We start from the raw sequence: 16629 nt of genomic DNA, 5'->3' as shown, positions 1-16629 counted from the left end.
GGCGCATTGAAAGTAAAAAAACCGATGTGTCTGTGTACTGGTTGATTCGATGTCGCCCCTATAAGGTGTAGCCTTTATCTGTATTGTGAATGTTCAGCTGCATGTTGCGGTCTCACTCACGCCAGTCATTTCGATGCGGTTCTTTAATTGCCGCTTTTCCGTTCGGGAACTGTCCATGCGTCTTTCGAATCTATTTTTTGCCGGCTGCCTGTCACTGCTCAGTCTGCCGACCTTCGCTGAAACCGTTAACAATCTTTACCAGGTCCGTGAAACCGTGAGTGGCCAGACGCCTGACGAACGCGCACGTGCGACCCAGGCTGCGCTGGAAACCATGGTCCTGCGCCTGACCGGCGATGCTCGTGCTCCGCAGAGTTCGTCGCTGACCGAGTTGCGCAAGGATCCGCAGCAGGTCATCAGTCAATACGGCTACGACGCCGGACCTCCGGAAACCTTGCTGGTGGATTTCGACCCGGCCAGCACTGATCGTGCGTTGCGTCAGGCCGGTTATTCGCTGTGGGGCAGCAATCGGCCGACTATCCTTGGTTGGTGGCTGAATGACGCAACCGAAGGTTCCAATCTGGTCGGCGACGGTCAGGCGTCTGCCGAACCCTTGCGGCGTGCGGCCCAGCACCGTGCGTTGCCATTGCGTCTGCCCCTGGCGGATCTCGAAGAGCAGGGCGTAGGCACCGCGAAAAATATTGAAGGCACTGATCCCACTGCGTTGAAGCAGGCTTCAGAGCGTTACGGCGCGGATGCCTTGTTGGCCGTACACGCCAAGGAAGAGGCCGGACAATGGCAGGGCAAATGGCGGTTATGGATGGGCGACAAGCGCGAGCAGGGCACCGCGACGGCTGCCAGCTCCGAGGCCCTGGCTGACGCTGTGTTGCTGGCCGTCAGCGAACGACTGGCGCCGCGCTTCGTGACCAAGCCAGGCGCTTCCAGCGGATTGCTGATGCAGGTGCAAGGCATGAATCTGGAACGCTATGCGCAACTGATGGCGTTACTCGAACCGTTCGGCGCGCGTCTGAAACGGGTTGAAGGCGATCGCATCGTTTATGAAGTGAATGGCAGTGCCGAACAACTGCGCTCGCAACTGTCGCTGGCCAAACTGCAGGAGGTTCCGGCGGCCGAGGCAGCACAGGCAGCACAGGCAGAGGCACCGGTTGACGCTACAGCAGCTGTTCAGGCGCCGGGGTCGACAATTATGCCAACGGCGACACCACAGATTTACTTCCGCTGGTAAACACGCATGACATCTCTATTAGTAGTCGAGGGACTTTGATGACTGACACACGGCGCTGGTTCTGGATTGGCGGGGTTGTTCTGCTGTTCCTGTTTGTATTCTTGCTGCACGGGATCCTGACCCCTTTTCTGGTGGCGCTGTTGTTGGCTTACATGGGCGACCCGTTGACCGACAAGCTGGAGAAGATGGGGCTGTCGCGGACGTTGAGCGTGGTGGCCGTGTTTGGTCTCTTTACGCTGATCCTGATGGGCTTGTTGCTGGTGCTGGTACCGATGCTCGCCAAGCAGTTGTTCCGTCTGTATGAGCTGGCGCCACAAATACTGGACTGGTTGCAGCACACCGCTTTGCCATGGGTGCAGACCAAGTTCGGTCTGGCCGACGGCTTCTGGAAGTTCGACAAGGTCAAGGCGGCGATTTCCGAGCACATGGGCCAGACCGGCGATATCGTCAGCGCTGTATTGTCCAGGGCGACGGCCTCCAGCCTTGCGCTGATCGGTTGGGTCACCAATCTGGTGCTGATACCCGTGGTGTGTTTTTACCTGCTGCGGGACTGGGACGTGATGATGGCCAAGATTCGTGGCCTGTTGCCGCGCCATCGCGAAGAGCAGATCGTCAAGCTGGCGGGCGAATGTCATGAAGTGCTGGGGGCGTTCATTCGCGGCCAGTTGCTGGTGATGGTTGGTCTGGGCGTAATCTACGCCGCGGGCTTGATGCTGGTCGGGCTTGAGTTGGGTCTGTTGATCGGGGTGATCGCCGGTCTGGCCGCCATCGTGCCTTACATGGGCTTCGTGATCGGTATCGGCGCAGCGCTGGTGGCCGGGTTGTTCCAGTTTGGCGGCGATCTGTACCCGCTGCTGGGCATCGCGGCAGTGTTCATGGTCGGTCAGGCGCTTGAAGGCATGGTGCTCACGCCACTGCTGGTCGGTGATCGGATCGGCCTGCATCCGGTGGCGGTGATCTTCGCGATTCTGGCGGGCGGTGAGCTGTTCGGCTTCACCGGCATCCTGCTGGCGCTGCCGGTGGCAGCGGTGATCATGGTTCTGGTCCGCCATGCGCATGACGTCTATAAAGAGTCGGATGTTTACGGCGGGGCGGAAGATCCGGAGTTGTAGAAAACGACTGGCTCTTGCAAGTGGTCGCGATCTAACTGTGGGAGCGGTGCTTGCCCGCGATAAACGATAACTCGGTGTATTGCTGAACACCGTAGCGTCTGTATCGCGGGCAAGCACCGCTCCCACAATGAGATTGCAACCTCATGTGAGACGAGTGCCAGCCCTCAATCATCTCTGAGCATTTACCCGAAAATGCCCGCAGCTCACGCAAACCTTTGATTTTGCTTATGGTCTGGCGCATTGTGCCCCCAGCGTCACGGGTATAAACTTTGCGCACTTTACACAGAGGCCCCTAGCGGTTCACTTGAACCGTTCAGCCAGCATGAAACCTATTCAGCTGCCCCTGGGTGTGCGTCTGCGTGATGACGCCACCTTCATCAATTACTATCCCGGCGCCAATGCTGCGGCACTCGGCTACGTCGAGCGGCTGTGCGAAGCCGAGGCGGGCTGGACCGAAAGCCTTATTTATCTGTGGGGCAAGGACGGCGTGGGGCGTACCCATCTGTTGCAGGCCGCGTGCCTGCGTTTCGAGCAGATGGGCGAGCCGGCGGTTTACCTGCCACTGGCTGAAGTGATCGATGAAGGCGTCGAGCTGTTCGACAACCTGGAGCAGTACGAGCTGGTCTGCCTCGACGACCTGCAAGCCATCGTCGGCAAGCCTGAGTGGGAAGAAGCACTCTTTCACCTGTTCAATCGATTGCGCGACAGCGGTCGGCGTCTGCTGATTGCCGCGTCGCAGTCTCCCCGCGAATTGCCGGTCAAACTTCCCGACCTCAAATCACGCCTGACCATGGCGCTGGTGTTCCAGATGCGTGGTTTGTCTGATGAGGACAAGCTGCGTGCGCTGCAACTGCGCGCATCGCGACGGGGTTTGCACCTGACCGACGAGGTTGGGCATTTCATCCTGACCCGCGGTACGCGCAGCATGAGCGCGCTGTTCGATCTGCTGGAAACCCTGGATCAGGCCTCGTTGCAGGCCCAGCGCAAGCTGACCATTCCCTTCCTTAAAGAGACGCTTGGGTGGTAGACCCCGCGTTGCTGCTACAAACCGCCTCGGCGTTGCGTCATGCCCGGCGAATTCTGGTTATTACCGGTGCAGGTTTGTCTGCGGATTCGGGGTTACCGACCTATCGTGGCGTCGGTGGCTTGTATAACGGCGAAACCGACGACGGTATTCCTATCGAAATGGCTTTATCAGGCCCCATGCTGCGCCGCGATCCTGCGCTGTGCTGGAAGTACATCGCGCAACTGGGAAGGGCGTGCCTGGGCGGCCAGCCCAATGCCGCGCATTACGCCATTGCCGAGCTGCAACGCAAAAAGCCGGAATGCTGGGTGCTCACGCAAAATGTCGATGGCTATCATCTGGCGGCGGGTAGTCCGCCTGAACGACTGATTGAAATCCATGGGCAGATGGCTCCGCTTTTTTGCCAGTCATGCGGTGCAAAAGATCCTGAGCTGAGTAAGCAACTGGAGCGACCTCTTCCACCACTTTGCTCGTTTTGTGGTGGCGTAATGCGACCATCCGTCGTTTTGTTTCAAGAGATGTTGCCCGAGCAAGCGATGCAAACGCTCTATGATGAGATGGCTAAAGGCTTCGATGCAGTGTTGAGTATCGGGACCACCGCAAGCTTCCCCTACATCCACGAACCCGTAGTAAGAACAAGGGTTTGCGGCGGTTTTACGGCGCTAGTAAATTTGACGCCTACCGATCATAGCGCCCAAATGGACGTGTTTTTTGCCTGCCGAGCGGTACATGTCATGGACGATCTGGTAAGTCACATTTAGTTCGATTGAATTTGCAAATCAGTTTGAGAGTGGGCATAGTCGCGGCTTCTTAATCTTTAACAGCCACGGTCGTGCCCATGCTAGCTCGCTTCGCACCCCTCGTGCCTCTCGCACTTGTCACCCTGCTCATAGGTTGCGCCGCCAATTCACCGGTCTCGCAACAACAGCAAGTACAGCAGCAAACCGCCAGATCGGTCAGCGCTCCCAATGCAAACGTGCGTTCAGATCGCTCGGTTTTGCAGGAAGAGCTGGCGACAGAAGCTGAACTGGCGCGTTTCTCCGACAACAAGCCTTATCAGTTGCCGGTACTGGCTGACAGCATTCTTGAACGTGGCAAATCCCTGATCGGTACCCGTTACCGTTTCGGCGGTACGTCCACCAAGTCCGGTTTTGATTGCAGCGGCTTCATTGGTTATCTGTTCCGTGAAGAGGCGGGCATGAGCCTGCCGCGTTCTTCGCGGGAAATGATCAACATCGATGCACCGCTGGTTAAGCGCAATGACCTCGAACCAGGCGATCTGCTGTTCTTCAGCACTGCTGGTCGCGGTCGCGTCAGCCACGCCGCTATCTACCTGGGCGACAATCAGTTCATCCACTCCAGCAGTCGTCGCAGTGGCGGTGTCCGTGTAGACAGCCTGGACGATGTGTACTGGAGCAAGACTTTTATCGAAGCCAAGCGTGCCCTGGCGATGGAGTCGCCAACCGCGCCAGCTCAGACCACCGCGATGACGGCGACGACGCTCAAGACGCCTGCGGTCAAAAAGCGTAGTCACAAATAATTAGCGTCCCGTACAAAGACAGGCTATAAGCCTGTCTTGTGCTTTTCGGGCTCCCGGCAAAGTAAGCCGCATCCACCTCGGGTTGTTGTGTTTATGTCGATTACGCTACGTATTGTGGTCATTTCTCTTGCAGCGTTACTGGGTGCTTGCGCCAGTGCGCCGCCGCCTCAGCCACGGGTCGTTCAACGCCCGGTAATCGTTGCTCCCGCCGAGAACACCAATCCAGCTGCCGAAGATGTGCTGTTCCGCGCGCTTGGGCTCGTGGGCACGCCCTATCGATGGGGCGGCAACACCCCTGACTCGGGTTTTGACTGCAGTGGTTTGATAGGTTTTGTTTATCGTGATGCGGCGGGTATCGCCTTGCCACGGTCGACCCGCGACATGATTGTGATGCGTGCGCCAAGTGTGGGCCGCCAGCAGTTACAGTCTGGCGATCTGGTGTTCTTTGCCACGGGCGGTGGTTCGCAAGTCAGTCATGCTGGTATTTACGTGGGCGAAGGCCGCTTCGTGCATGCACCTGCTACTGGCGGCACCGTGAAACTCGATAGCTTGGACAAGCCTTATTGGCAGAAGGCTTATCTGGACGCCAAGCGAGTGATTCAGCCTTCGAATCTGGCACGCAATCAGTAGCGCTACGGAAGCGGTAATCAAGCCGCTACGAAGTGTATTGAAACCGTCAATCCTGCCGCCGCAGCCAGATCAACCAAAGCATCAAGGCTAAACAGATCGACTCTGCCAGCTTTCAGATTAGAGAAGCGCGGTTTGGTAATACCGAGTCTACTGGCCTTAACCGTGTCGTTACCCGGCCATTGCCTGATCTGTTCGTTCAGTTCAATCATGAGCTGCGAGCGAGCTTTCAGATGCGCAGCCTCTTGGGCCGTATCCGCCAAAGCGTCCCAGACACTGGCAAAGGTTTGTTCTTCGGTCATGCTCTGTTCCTCATCAAATAACCTAGTCTATGCGTCGCAAGCGCAATATCCCTGTTGGCTGTCTTCTGTGTGGTTTTACGGAAAGCGTGCAGCACATAGACGGCATTTGGCAGCGTTGCCAGATAGACCACTCTGAATGCACCTGAGATTTCTCGAACTCGAATCTCCCGTACCCCCGCGCCAATACTGGCCATAGGTTTCCAATCCTCTGGCGCGATACCTCTTTGCACCCTGTCTAGCTGGAAGCCCGCTATTGACTGGGCTGGAATTGGAAACTCCCGCAGTTGCTCCAAAGAGTCCCCCAAGAATATCAGTGGCTTCATGCTTCACTTCCGATAAGGATGTGAAGCAATTGTTATCGATTTCAATAACAAACTTTAGCAGCTCTTTCGGAATCGGTGTCAGGAAAAATCAGCGAGTTTTGTAGGGGGGTAGTGCGTATACGTCAGAGCATTAGGCTGACCTTGTCGCGGGCAAGCACCGCTCCCACAGGGGAAATGAAATCTAATGTGGGAGCGGTGCTTGCCCGCGATTGGGTCGCCTCAAGTCCGGAGGCAGGCCGCTAAGGCTTCGCCCCCGTCACCCGCCAGATTTTGTTGCCCACGTCATCGGCCACCAACAACCCACCCTGATGGTCATTCACCACGCCAACCGGGCGGCCTTGCGCTTTTTCGTCGGCGTTGAGGAAACCGCTCAGCAGGTCGATTGGTGTACCGGCTGGTTTGCCGTCTTTGAACGGCACGAACAGCACCTTGTATCCGCTGTGTGGCTTGCGGTTCCACGAGCCGTGCTGGCCGATGAACATCCCTTCATTGAACGGTGCAGGTAAGGTTTTGCCGTCGGCGAAGACCAGGCCTAACGAAGCCGTGTGGGGACCCACCGCGAAGTCAGGCGCAATCGCCTTGGCGACCAGGTCCGGATTTTGTGGCTTCACGCGCTCATCCACATGCTGCCCGTAATAACTGTACGGCCAGCCATAAAAGGCTCCGTCCTGAACCGAGGTCACGTAATCAGGCACCAGGTCGCTGCCGATTTCGTCGCGCTCGTTGACCGCGGTCCACAGCTTGCCGGTGGTCGGTTCCCAGTCCATGCCGTTCGGGTTGCGCAGGCCCGAAGCGAAGATGCGATGGGTTTTGCTCGCCGGGTCCACTTCCCAGATTGCCGCCCGACCTTCTTCAGCTGCCATGCCGTTTTCCGCCACGTTGCTGTTCGAGCCAACCGTCACGTAGAGCTTGCTGCCGTCTTTGCTGGCGATGACGTTTTTGGTCCAGTGGTGATTCAGCGTGCCGCCCGGCAAGTCGACGATCTTGGTCGGTTGCGCGGTGATCGCCGTCTGGCCGTCTTTATAGGGGAAGCTGATCAGGCGGTCGGTGTCGGCGACGTATAGCGTGTTGCCGACCATCGTCATGCCAAACGGTGAGTTGAGGTTCTCCAGAAACACGGTACGGGTTTCTGCGACGCCGTCGTGATCCTTGTCTCGCAGCAGGGTGATTCGATTAGCGCTGGGCACGCCGGCTCCGGCGCGTCCCATGACTTTTTTCATGACCCAGCCACGGACGCCTTGATCGTCATCGGGCTTGGGCGGCGAATTGGTTTCGGCGACCAATACATCGCCGTTGGGCAGCACGTACAACCAGCGTGGGTGATCGAGGTTTTCAGCAAAGGCGGCGACCTGGGTGCCCGGGGCCGCAACAGGTTTGCCACCCTGCGGCCAGCCGACGGCCGGTGCAATGTTGACGGTCGGGATCAGGGTCTTGTTGGGCTCCGGCAGCTTCGGAGACGGGCCTGTGCCGTCGGTGACTTGCAAGGTCGAGGACTCGCCACAGCCCGCGAGGCCAGCGGCAAGCACGAGCAAGACGGCGTAATGCGGTTTGAGCGTGAACATGGTGGATCTCCGTTACGGGCAGTGGTGCATTAAGGGGTAGAGGCCCTCACTCTGTTGAGGTTCAACCCCTGTGTTGATTGACGCTCCCGGGTCAACGCTCTAACCTGCGCGCTTGTTTCAGGTGCTCAACGTCTGCGGACTGATTGAGTGAAACAGGGAAGCCGGTGCGTTCGCTTTTTTTCGAGCCATTCCGGCGCTGCCCCCGCAACGGTAAATGAGTGAAAACTGCGCAATCTGCCACTGTGCTCAGGCATGGGAAGGCGCGCAGCCGGGTTCGCCCGCTCATGAGCCCGGAGACCGGCCTGATCCATTCAACAGCATCACGGCGGGCGATGCTCTGCGCATGACCTGTGGTCGTGCTGTCAGTCTTTGTTGCGCCCTCCGTCTGCTTTCGCGTGCCCTCAAGCGGAGAGCTGAGATGAACGAATCCCCTGAACGTGACGAACGCCATCTGGCGCGCATGCTGCGCAAGAAAGCCGTCATGGACGAGCGCATTGCCAGCGCCCCTAACGAATGCGGTTTGCTGCTGGTCTTGACCGGCAATGGCAAAGGCAAAAGCAGCTCCGCGTTCGGCATGCTCGCCCGGGCCATGGGCCACGACATCCAGTGCGGCGTTGTGCAGTTCATCAAAGGCAGTCACAGCACCGGTGAAGAGTTCTTCTTTCGGCGTTTCCCGGAACAGGTTCGTTACTACGTGATGGGCGAGGGCTACACCTGGGAAACCCAGGACCGAAAGCGCGATATCGCTGCAGCCGAAGCCGCCTGGGAAGTGTCTCTGGAAATGCTCCGCGATCCGTCCATTGGCCTGGTGGTGCTGGACGAACTGAACATCGCCCTCAAGCACGGTTATCTGGATATCGAGCGAGTCCTCAGCGACTTGCAGGCGCGTCCGCCGATGCAGCACGTGATCGTCACCGGTCGCGGTGCCAAGCCGGAAATGATCGACATGGCTGACACGGTTTCCGAGATCACCGTGGTCAAGCACGCCTTCCAGGCAGGTATTCGTGCCCAGAAAGGCATTGAGCTGTGAGCGCACTGTCATGAGCGAGCCGCGTCACTGTCCGGCGGTATTGATCGCCGCGCCCGCGTCGGGTCAGGGCAAAACCACTGTCACCGCCGCATTGGCTCGCCTGCATCGCAATCAGGGCCGCAAGGTTCGCGTGTTCAAATGTGGGCCGGACTTTCTCGACCCCATGATTCTTGAGCGGGCCAGCGGTGCGCCGGTCTATCAGCTCGACCTGTGGATGGTGGGCGCTGATGAAAGCCGTCGCCTGTTGTGGCAGGCCGCGGGCGAGGCTGATCTGATTCTGATTGAAGGCGTGATGGGCCTGTTTGACGGTACGCCGTCCAGTGCTGACCTGGCCCGTCATTTTGGTGTCCCTGTATTGGGTGTGATCGACGGTACGGCCATGGCCCAGACTTTTGGCGCGTTGGCCTTGGGGCTGGCGCGTTATCAGCCGGACCTGCCGTTCGCCGGTGTACTGGCCAACCGCGTCGGCACCGTGCGGCACGCGCAGTTACTTGAAGGCAGCCTTACCGAAGGTCTGCGCTGGTACGGCGCATTGTCCCGGGAAACCGGAATCGAACTGCCAAGCCGTCATCTCGGATTGGTACAGGCCAGCGAGCTGAATGACCTGGACCTGCGCCTGGACGCTGCGGCAGATGCCTTGGCCAGCACCTGTGAAGTGGCCTTGCCGCCCGCCGTGACCTTCGCCGCCCCGGACATTATTCCCGCCGAACCACTGCTGGAAGGTGTACGCATCGCCATCGCTCATGATGAGGCCTTCGCCTTTACCTATGGCGCGAGCCTGGATTTGTTCCGGGCAATGGGCGCGGAGCTGGTGTTCTTCTCGCCGATCCGCGACAGCGTTCTGCCCGAGGCGGACAGCCTGTATCTGCCCGGCGGTTATCCCGAACTGCACCACGTCGCCTTGAGCCAGAACACGCCCATGCTGACCGCGATCCGCGAACACCACCAGGCTGGCAAACCGTTGCTGGCCGAGTGCGGCGGCATGCTGTATCTGCTGGATGCCTTGACCGATGTCGACGGGCTGCGGGTTGAACTGGTTGGCTTGCTGAAGGGCGAGGCCGTGATGCAGAAACGTCTGGCAGCCCTGGCGCTACAAAACGTCGCATTGCCCGAAGGCGAGCTGCGCGGCCACACTTATCACCATTCATTGACCAGCACCGAGTTGCAGCCAATCGCCCGGGGCTTGAGCCCTAACGGTGGGCGCGGCGCGGAGGCGGTCTATCGCGACGGGCGCATGACGGCGTCCTATGTGCATTTCTATTTCCCTTCCAATCCCCAGGCGATTGCGGCGCTTTTCAAACCATGAGTGATCACGCGTACAGCGCCGAAGAACGTGCTGCGGTCTATCGCGCCATTGCCGAGCGACGGGACATGCGGCATTTCAGCGGTGGCAGCGTAGCGCCCGAGTTGCTGACGCGTCTGCTTGAAGCCGCGCATCAGGCACCCAGTGTGGGCCTGATGCAGCCATGGCGGTTTATCCGCATCACCGACCGCACGTTGCGCACGCGTATTCAGGCGCAGGTCGAAGCCGAGCGGATTCGGACTGCCGAAGCGCTGGGCGAGCGCGCCGATGACTTCATGAAGCTTAAAGTCGAAGGCATCAGCGATTGCGCGGAAGTGCTGGTTGCCGCGCTGATGGATGATCGCGAAAAACACATCTTCGGCCGTCGCACGTTGCCGGAGATGGATTTGGCGTCATTGTCCTGTGCTATCCAGAACATGTGGCTGGCAGCGCGTGCCGAAGGTTTGGGTATGGGCTGGGTTTCTCTGTTTGAACCACAGGCTCTGGCTGACTTGCTAGGAATGCCCGAGGGCGCGAAACCCTTGGCGATTCTGTGTCTGGGGCCGGTGACCGAGTTCTATCCGGTGCCGATGCTGGTCATGGAAGGCTGGGGTAAAGAGCGCCCGTTGAACGAAATGCTGTTTGAAAACCAATGGGGAGTCGGTCAATGAGTGTGGCGCTGTTAAGTGTTGCCGGGGTGGCGCTGGATGCGTTGCTGGGCGAGCCGAAGCGCGCTCATCCATTGGTGGCTTTCGGTCGTTACGCTGACCGTATCGAGCGGCGTTTCAATTCGGCCGGTCGCGGCTGGCGCAGTCATGGCGTTACGGCCTGGTTCATTGCGGTCATCCCGTTGACACTGCTGGCCACGGCGTTGAGCTGGCTACCTTACATTGGCTGGCTGGTGGAAATCCTCGCGCTGTATTGCGCGCTGGGTTTACGCAGTCTGGGCGAGCACGTTGAGCCCGTGGCACAGGCGCTGCGCTCGGATGACATTGAGGAGGCGCGGCGTCGCGTCGGCTATCTGGTCAGTCGCCAGACCTCGGAACTGGACGCCACCGAAGTCGCCCGTGCCGCCACTGAATCAGTGCTGGAGAACGGCAGCGATGCGGTGTTTGCTGCGCTGTTCTGGTTTGCCGTTGCCGGTGCGCCGGGCGTGGTGTTGTACCGGTTGAGCAATACGCTGGACGCCATGTGGGGTTATCGCAACGAGCGTTTCGAGCGTTTTGGCTGGGCGGCGGCAAGGATTGACGACGTGCTCAACTACATTCCTGCAAGGCTGGTGGCGCTGACTTACGCGTTGCTGGGCAAAACCCGTCTGGCCCTGCGCTGCTGGCGCACTCAAGGCCCGACTTGGGACAGCCCAAATGCCGGGCCGGTGATGGCCGCTGGCGCGGGTGCGCTGGGTGTCGAACTGGGCGGTGCCGCGATTTATCACGGCGAACTGCATCAGCGTCCGCAGTTGGGTGAAGGCGTGCCCGCTGACGCTAATTCCATTGATCGCGGCTGGCAGTTGGTGCAGCGCGGTGTGTGGTTATGGTTGTTGGTGTTGTGCATTGGAGCCGAATTTTATGCTTGAACATGGCGGTCGCCTGCGCAGGGCAGCCAGGCAATACGGCATTGCTGAAGCTGACTGGCTGGATCTGTCCACCGGCATTGCGCCCTGGGCGTTCCCGATTCCGGCGATCCCGGCAGCCGCCTGGCATCGCCTGCCCGAAGCCGATGACGGACTGGAGCAAGCCGCCTGTACTTATTACGGCGCAGCGCGCGCCTTACCGGTCGCCGGATCCCAGGCAGCGATTCAGGCCCTGCCGCGTTTACGCTCTGCCGGTAAGGTCGGCGTGTTATCGCCTTGTTATGCCGAGCACGCTCACGCCTGGCGCAGCGCGGGTTTTCTGGTGCGCGAAGTGCTTGAGCATGAAGTGGATTACTTCCTCGACAGCCTCGACGTGCTGGTAGTGGTTAATCCGAATAACCCGACCGGCCTGATGCTCACCCAGGAATGCTTGTTGAAGTGGCATGGGCGACTGGCGGAGCGGGGCGGCTGGCTGGTGGTCGATGAAGCCTTCATGGACAATACGCCGGACTTGAGCCTTGCAGCCCACACCGGCCTCGCCGGTCTGATCGTGCTGCGCTCGTTTGGCAAATTCTTCGGGCTTGCCGGTGTGCGGTTGGGGTTCGTCCTGGCTGAGCCGGGTTTGCTCAAATCACTGGCTCAGGAAATCGGCCCCTGGACCGTCAGCGGTCCCACGCGAATCATCGGCGAAGCGTGCCTGAAAGATGTCCATGGGCACCTCGCGCAACGTGCCCGCACCGATCAGGCCAGCGACCGTCTTGTGCAGGTACTGACTCGCCACGGGCTAAAGCCGGACGGCGGCTGCGCGCTGTTTCAACGGGTGATCACCCCGCTCGCGGAGTCGCTGCACGAATTCTGCGCCCGACGCGGCATTCTGTTGCGTTTGTTCGTCAGCGATAATCCGCTCGAAGGCAGTCTGCGTTTCGGCCTGCCGGACACTGAAGCCCACTGGCAGCGTCTGGAAAAGGCGCTGGTCGAGTTCAATCAAAGCCTGCCAGGCCAGGAGCAGCCATGACCACGTTGATGGTGCAGGGCACCACGTCCGATGCAGGCAAAAGTACGCTGGTAACGGCGCTGTGCCGCTGGCTGACGCGCCAGGGTGTGGCCGTTGTGCCGTTCAAGCCGCAGAACATGGCGCTCAACAGCGCGGTGACGGCGGACGGCGGTGAAATCGGTCGCGCCCAGGCGGTTCAGGCCCAGGCCTGCGGGCTGCAGCCGCATACCGACATGAATCCGGTATTGCTCAAGCCCAACAGCGATACCGGCGCGCAGGTGATTATTCATGGTCGTGCGGTTACCACCATGAACGCGGTGGCGTATCACGGCTATAAAGAGATCGCCATGAAGGCGGTGCTTGAATCACACGAGCGGCTGGGCCAGACCTATCCGGTGATCATGGTTGAAGGTGCCGGTTCGCCTGCCGAAATCAATCTGCGCGCCAACGACATCGCCAACATGGGCTTCGCCGAAGCGGTGGATTGCCCGGTGCTGCTGATTGCCGATATCAACCGTGGCGGGGTGTTCGCTCATCTGGTCGGCACGCTGGAATTGCTCTCGCCCAGCGAGCAGGCGCGGGTCAAAGGCTTCATCATCAACCGCTTTCGTGGCGATATTGCCCTGCTGCAACCGGGTCTGGACTGGCTGGAAGCGCGGACCGGCAAACCGGTAGTCGGTGTGCTGCCGTACGTGATGGACCTGCATCTTGAGGCCGAAGACGGTCTCGATCAGCGCCAGACCGACAAGGTCGAACAAGTGCTCAACGTGGTGGTGCCGATTCTGCCGCGCATCAGTAACCACACCGATTTTGATCCGCTGCGCCTGCATCCGCAGGTCAATCTGCAATTTATCGGGCCGGGTCAGGCCATTCCTTCGGCTGACCTGATCATCCTGCCCGGCTCGAAGAGCGTGCGCAGCGACATGGCTTATCTGCGCGCCAATGGCTGGGACAGTGCCATCGCCCGGCACCTGCGCTATGGCGGCAAGGTAATGGGGATTTGTGGCGGTTTGCAGATGCTTGGTGAGCAGTTGCATGATCCGCTGGGCCTGGAAGGCGCGCCGGGTTCCAGCGCCGGTCTTGGTTTGCTGGCGATGAGCACGGTGCTCGAAGAAGAGAAGCAATTGCGCAATGTGAAAGGGCGTCTGCTGCTGGAAGGCGTGCAGGTCAGCGGCTATGAAATCCATGCCGGCGTGACCACCGGCGCAGCCCTGGAAAACCCGGCCGTGCTATTGGACGACGACCGCTGCGACGGAGCGCAAAGCGCCGACGGGCAGATATTCGGCACCTACCTGCACGGGCTGTTCGAAACCCCGGCGGCCTGCAGTGCCTTACTGCGCTGGGCCGGTTTGCAGGACGTGCAGCAGGTGGATTACCACGCATTACGCGAGCGGGACATCGAGCGGCTGGCGGATCTGGTGGAGAACCATCTGGATGGCAAGTTGCTGCGTGAGTTGTGTGGATTGGATGCTGTAGTGGGTTGAATGTGGTTTTTATCAAACACGATATAAATCACTGAATGGATGCGATTTATGTGGGAGCGGTGCTTGCCCGCGATAAGGCTGGATGAGGTTCACTTTAGATCGCACCCAGCCTTATCGCGGGCAAGCACCGCTCCCACCGGTATTGCGTTTCAATCGAGATGGACGCATTTTTTCTTAAGAGAGTCCCGCACATGCAACAGCTGATCCTCGGTGGCGCACGCTCCGGCAAGAGCAAGCTGGCTGAAAGCCTTGCCGCTGGCTCAGGGCTGGAAGTGATTTACATCGCCACCAGCCAGCCGGTAGATGGCGAACTGAATCAACGCGTCGCCTTGCATCGCGAGCGTCGGCCTGACACCTGGGGCCTGATCGAAGAACCCATCGAGCTGGCGCGGGTTCTGCGTGACAACGCCAGCGTCGATCGCTGCTTGCTCGTGGATTGCCTGACCCTGTGGTTGACCAATTTGCTGATGCTTGAAAACACCGAGCGTCTGGTGCAAGAACGCCAGGCGCTGCTCGACTGCCTGGCGCAATTGCCGGGCGAAATCATTTTTGTCAGTAACGAAACCGGGCTGGGCGTGGTGCCCCTCGGTGAGCTGACTCGTCGTTATGTCGATGAAGCGGGCCTGTTGCACCAAGCCCTGGCCGAGCGTTGCCAGCGCGTGGTGCTGACCGTTGCCGGTTTGCCACTGACATTGAAAGGATCCGCATTATGAGTAACTCGTGGTGGCTTGAGCCCGCGCAGGCGATCAACGTTCCGGTCCGGGAGGAAGCCCTGGCGCGTCAGCAACAACTGACCAAACCCACCGGTTCCCTCGGGCAACTGGAGCGCGTCGCGGTGCAGTTGGCCGGTCTGCAAGGTCGAGTCAAACCCAAGGTCGACGCGGTGTGGATCGCTATTTTTGCCGGTGACCACGGTGTCGTTGCGGAAGGCGTTTCAGCTTACCCGCAGGAAGTCACCGGGCAGATGCTGCACAACTTCGTCACCGGTGGGGCGGCGATCAGCGTGCTTGCCCAGCAGTTGTCGGCGCAACTGGATGTTGTGGATCTGGGGACTGTCAGCCCGTTGGATTTGCCGGGAGTACGCCATCTGCGCATCGGTGCCGGTACCGCGAACTTCGCCAAAGCCCCTGCGATGACTCAAGAGCAAGGCCTTCTGGCATTGCAGGCCGGGCGCGACAGCGTGCTGCGGGCCAAGGCGGTGGGCACTGAACTGTTTGTTGGTGGCGAGATGGGCATCGGCAATACCGCCGCGGCCAGTGCTGTGGCCTGTTCGTTGCTCGAGTGCGCGGCGCAGTTGTTGGTCGGGCCGGGTACCGGTTTGAATGCAGCGGGCATCAGCCATAAGACGGACGTCATCGAGCGAGCGTTGAAGTTGCACGCCGAGCAGGCTGGCGATCCGTTGCAGAGTCTGTTCTGTCTGGGCGGCTTTGAAATTGCGGCGCTGGTTGGTGCGTATCTGGCCTGTGCTCAGGAAGGCATTACCGTGCTGGTGGACGGTTTCATTTGCAGCGTCGCGGCACTGGTCGCCGTGCGTCTGAACCCTGCGTGCCGTGACTGGCTGTTGTTCGGTCACCGCGGCGCTGAGCCGGGCCATCGTCACCTTCTGGAGACCTTGCAGGCCGATCCTCTGTTGGATCTGGGCTTGCGTCTCGGTGAGGGCAGCGGCGCAGCATTGGCGGTGCCGCTGGTGCGTCTGGCCTGTCAGTTGCACAACGGCATGGCGACTTTCGCTGAAGCCGCAGTGGCAGATCGTCCCGCATGATCCTGCAGCTTGATATGTTGCGTCACGGTGAGACCGAACTGGGCGGCGGCATGCGTGGCAGCCTGGACGACGCCTTGACCGACATCGGCTGGGCGCAGATGCGTACAGCGGTGGCGCAGGCGGGTCCATGGGACCGGATCGTCAGTTCGCCGTTGCAACGTTGCGCGCGTTTTGCTGAAGAACTGGCCGAGCGTCTGGCATTGTCGTTGAGCCTGGAGCCGGGCTTGCAGGAATTGCATTTCGGCGATTGGGAAGGGCACAGTGCCGCGCAGTTGATGGAAACCGACGCTGAAGGTCTGGGCCTGTTCTGGAATGATCCTTACGGCTTCACGCCACCCAATGGCGAACCTGTCATTGAGTTTTCGGCGCGGGTGTTGGCTGCTGTCGAACAACTGCATCAAGCCTATGCGGGCGAACGTGTTTTGTTGATCAGCCATGGCGGCGTCATGCGCCTGTTGCTGGCAAAGGCCCGCGGCTTGCCTCGTGAGCAACTGCTGCAAGTCACGGTCGGGCATGGCGCGCTGTTGGCGATTAATGTTGCTGCTGGTGGTGTGTTGAAGCCGGCCTTATAGCAAATCGATGACCTGTAGAAGCCGTCCCGGTGCCCCTGACACCGCTCTGCCTCGCAGCACATAGGGCCCTGTAGGAGTGAGCTTGCTCGCGATAGCGTCAGGCCAGGCGGTAATTTTTCAACAGGTCTACCGTTATCGCGAGCAAGCTCACTCCTACAGGTTACGTGTTTGCTGCGAGACTGCGCGGGCAGTTCCTACA

18 protein-coding genes and 1 riboswitch are annotated in these 16629 nt (G+C 59.8%); of the genes, 15 read left to right on the top strand and 3 right to left on the bottom strand.

The annotated features are described in order from the left end of the window. Positions 1-175: 175 nt before the first annotated feature. From CKW31_RS12395 to CKW31_RS12370, 6 genes are all read left to right on the top strand, one after another. The gene (locus tag CKW31_RS12395) at positions 176-1243 is read left to right on the top strand and encodes a DUF2066 domain-containing protein (protein ID WP_095094943.1); all 1068 of its coding nucleotides are present in this window, start codon (positions 176-178) and stop codon (positions 1241-1243) included. Between the two features lie 38 nt (positions 1244-1281). Further along, positions 1282-2355 carry an AI-2E family transporter gene (locus CKW31_RS12390; RefSeq protein ID WP_095094940.1) on the top strand — a complete coding sequence of 358 codons (1074 nt, stop codon included), beginning with the start codon at positions 1282-1284 and terminating at the stop codon, positions 2353-2355. Between the two features lie 322 nt (positions 2356-2677). Next, positions 2678-3382 carry a DnaA regulatory inactivator Hda gene (hda, locus tag CKW31_RS12385; RefSeq protein WP_027902380.1) on the top strand — a complete coding sequence of 235 codons (705 nt, stop codon included), beginning with the start codon at positions 2678-2680 and terminating at the stop codon, positions 3380-3382. Further along, positions 3376-4140 (top strand): NAD-dependent deacylase, encoded by a 765-nt coding sequence (locus tag CKW31_RS12380; RefSeq protein WP_176469867.1) that lies wholly within the window; start codon positions 3376-3378, stop codon positions 4138-4140. Before hda ends, CKW31_RS12380 begins: the two co-directional genes overlap by 7 nt. A 77-nt stretch (positions 4141-4217) precedes the next feature. Then, entirely contained in the window at positions 4218-4919 is a 702-nt protein-coding gene (locus CKW31_RS12375) for a C40 family peptidase (RefSeq protein WP_095094936.1), read from the top strand. A 93-nt stretch (positions 4920-5012) separates the two neighbouring features. Beyond that, positions 5013-5549 carry a C40 family peptidase gene (locus CKW31_RS12370; RefSeq protein ID WP_095094933.1) on the top strand — a complete coding sequence of 179 codons (537 nt, stop codon included), beginning with the start codon at positions 5013-5015 and terminating at the stop codon, positions 5547-5549. 17 nt (positions 5550-5566) lie between these two features. Here the strand turns inward: CKW31_RS12370 and CKW31_RS12365 are convergent, their stop codons facing one another. The 3 genes from CKW31_RS12365 to CKW31_RS12355 all read right to left on the bottom strand — a co-directional run bounded on the left by CKW31_RS12365 (position 5567) and on the right by CKW31_RS12355 (position 7733). After that, a complete protein-coding gene (locus CKW31_RS12365) occupies positions 5567-5848 on the bottom strand; it encodes a helix-turn-helix domain-containing protein (protein WP_095094930.1) in 282 nt (93 codons plus the stop codon). Further along, positions 5845-6171 (bottom strand): type II toxin-antitoxin system RelE/ParE family toxin, encoded by a 327-nt coding sequence (locus tag CKW31_RS12360; RefSeq protein ID WP_095094927.1) that lies wholly within the window; start codon positions 6169-6171, stop codon positions 5845-5847. Before CKW31_RS12360 ends, CKW31_RS12365 begins: the two co-directional genes overlap by 4 nt. 239 nt (positions 6172-6410) lie before the next feature. Next, entirely contained in the window at positions 6411-7733 is a 1323-nt protein-coding gene (locus CKW31_RS12355; RefSeq protein WP_095094924.1) for a sorbosone dehydrogenase family protein, read from the bottom strand. Positions 7734-7835: 102 nt separating this feature from the next. Further along, a riboswitch (cobalamin riboswitch) is annotated at positions 7836-8054 on the top strand. A gap of 97 nt (positions 8055-8151) precedes the next feature. On the opposite strand from CKW31_RS12355, the gene cobO reads away from it, so the two are divergent. From cobO to cobC, 9 genes are all read left to right on the top strand, one after another. Then, positions 8152-8763 (top strand): cob(I)yrinic acid a,c-diamide adenosyltransferase, encoded by a 612-nt coding sequence (gene cobO, locus CKW31_RS12350; protein ID WP_095094921.1) that lies wholly within the window; start codon positions 8152-8154, stop codon positions 8761-8763. Between the two features lie 10 nt (positions 8764-8773). Next, a complete protein-coding gene (locus CKW31_RS12345) occupies positions 8774-10069 on the top strand; it encodes a cobyrinate a,c-diamide synthase (protein ID WP_095094919.1) in 1296 nt (431 codons plus the stop codon). After that, complete coding sequence (gene bluB / locus CKW31_RS12340) at positions 10066-10716, top strand: 5,6-dimethylbenzimidazole synthase (RefSeq protein ID WP_095094917.1); 651 nt, start codon at positions 10066-10068, stop codon at positions 10714-10716. The genes CKW31_RS12345 and bluB overlap by 4 nt, the downstream gene beginning before the upstream one ends. Beyond that, positions 10713-11621, top strand: coding sequence for an adenosylcobinamide-phosphate synthase CbiB (cbiB, locus tag CKW31_RS12335; protein WP_095094914.1), 909 nt, complete (start codon positions 10713-10715; stop codon positions 11619-11621). The genes bluB and cbiB overlap by 4 nt, the downstream gene beginning before the upstream one ends. Then, positions 11614-12633: a threonine-phosphate decarboxylase CobD gene (gene cobD / locus CKW31_RS12330; protein ID WP_095094911.1), complete on the top strand. Its 1020-nt coding sequence runs from the start codon at positions 11614-11616 to the stop codon at positions 12631-12633. The genes cbiB and cobD overlap by 8 nt, the downstream gene beginning before the upstream one ends. Continuing rightward, positions 12630-14096, top strand: a complete 1467-nt coding sequence (locus tag CKW31_RS12325) for a cobyric acid synthase (RefSeq protein ID WP_095094908.1) — start codon at positions 12630-12632, stop codon at positions 14094-14096. Before cobD ends, CKW31_RS12325 begins: the two co-directional genes overlap by 4 nt. A 191-nt stretch (positions 14097-14287) precedes the next feature. Then, entirely contained in the window at positions 14288-14809 is a 522-nt protein-coding gene (gene cobU / locus CKW31_RS12320) for a bifunctional adenosylcobinamide kinase/adenosylcobinamide-phosphate guanylyltransferase (RefSeq protein WP_095094905.1), read from the top strand. After that, a complete protein-coding gene (gene cobT, locus CKW31_RS12315; protein WP_095094902.1) occupies positions 14806-15858 on the top strand; it encodes a nicotinate-nucleotide--dimethylbenzimidazole phosphoribosyltransferase in 1053 nt (350 codons plus the stop codon). The genes cobU and cobT overlap by 4 nt, the downstream gene beginning before the upstream one ends. Further along, positions 15855-16430: an alpha-ribazole phosphatase family protein gene (cobC, locus tag CKW31_RS12310; RefSeq protein ID WP_095094899.1), complete on the top strand. Its 576-nt coding sequence runs from the start codon at positions 15855-15857 to the stop codon at positions 16428-16430. Before cobT ends, cobC begins: the two co-directional genes overlap by 4 nt. Positions 16431-16629 lie beyond the last annotated feature (199 nt).

This window comes from Pseudomonas sp. Irchel 3A5, from assembly GCF_900187575.1.
Classification (GTDB): Bacteria; Pseudomonadota; Gammaproteobacteria; order Pseudomonadales; family Pseudomonadaceae; genus Aquipseudomonas; species Aquipseudomonas folii.
Note: the sequence above shows the minus strand (reverse complement) of the source record. Positions and strands in the feature narration are given on the sequence as shown.

Bases quoted from the DNA above. Each gene is read 5' to 3' on its own strand.
- CKW31_RS12395 (WP_095094943.1), top strand. From the start codon at position 176: ATGCGTCTTTCGAATCTATTTTTTGCCGGCTGCCTGTCACTGCTCAGT.
- CKW31_RS12390 (WP_095094940.1), top strand. From the start codon at position 1,282: ATGACTGACACACGGCGCTGGTTCTGGATTGGCGGGGTTGTTCTGCTG.
- hda (WP_027902380.1), top strand. From the start codon at position 2,678: ATGAAACCTATTCAGCTGCCCCTGGGTGTGCGTCTGCGTGATGACGCC.
- CKW31_RS12375 (WP_095094936.1), top strand. From the start codon at position 4,218: ATGCTAGCTCGCTTCGCACCCCTCGTGCCTCTCGCACTTGTCACCCTG.
- CKW31_RS12370 (WP_095094933.1), top strand. From the start codon at position 5,013: ATGTCGATTACGCTACGTATTGTGGTCATTTCTCTTGCAGCGTTACTG.
- CKW31_RS12365 (WP_095094930.1), bottom strand. From the start codon at position 5,848: ATGACCGAAGAACAAACCTTTGCCAGTGTCTGGGACGCTTTGGCGGAT.
- CKW31_RS12360 (WP_095094927.1), bottom strand. From the start codon at position 6,171: ATGAAGCCACTGATATTCTTGGGGGACTCTTTGGAGCAACTGCGGGAG.
- CKW31_RS12355 (WP_095094924.1), bottom strand. From the start codon at position 7,733: ATGTTCACGCTCAAACCGCATTACGCCGTCTTGCTCGTGCTTGCCGCT.
- cobO (WP_095094921.1), top strand. From the start codon at position 8,152: ATGAACGAATCCCCTGAACGTGACGAACGCCATCTGGCGCGCATGCTG.
- CKW31_RS12345 (WP_095094919.1), top strand. From the start codon at position 8,774: ATGAGCGAGCCGCGTCACTGTCCGGCGGTATTGATCGCCGCGCCCGCG.
- bluB (WP_095094917.1), top strand. From the start codon at position 10,066: ATGAGTGATCACGCGTACAGCGCCGAAGAACGTGCTGCGGTCTATCGC.
- cbiB (WP_095094914.1), top strand. From the start codon at position 10,713: ATGAGTGTGGCGCTGTTAAGTGTTGCCGGGGTGGCGCTGGATGCGTTG.
- cobD (WP_095094911.1), top strand. From the start codon at position 11,614: ATGCTTGAACATGGCGGTCGCCTGCGCAGGGCAGCCAGGCAATACGGC.
- CKW31_RS12325 (WP_095094908.1), top strand. From the start codon at position 12,630: ATGACCACGTTGATGGTGCAGGGCACCACGTCCGATGCAGGCAAAAGT.
- cobU (WP_095094905.1), top strand. From the start codon at position 14,288: ATGCAACAGCTGATCCTCGGTGGCGCACGCTCCGGCAAGAGCAAGCTG.
- cobT (WP_095094902.1), top strand. From the start codon at position 14,806: ATGAGTAACTCGTGGTGGCTTGAGCCCGCGCAGGCGATCAACGTTCCG.
- cobC (WP_095094899.1), top strand. From the start codon at position 15,855: ATGATCCTGCAGCTTGATATGTTGCGTCACGGTGAGACCGAACTGGGC.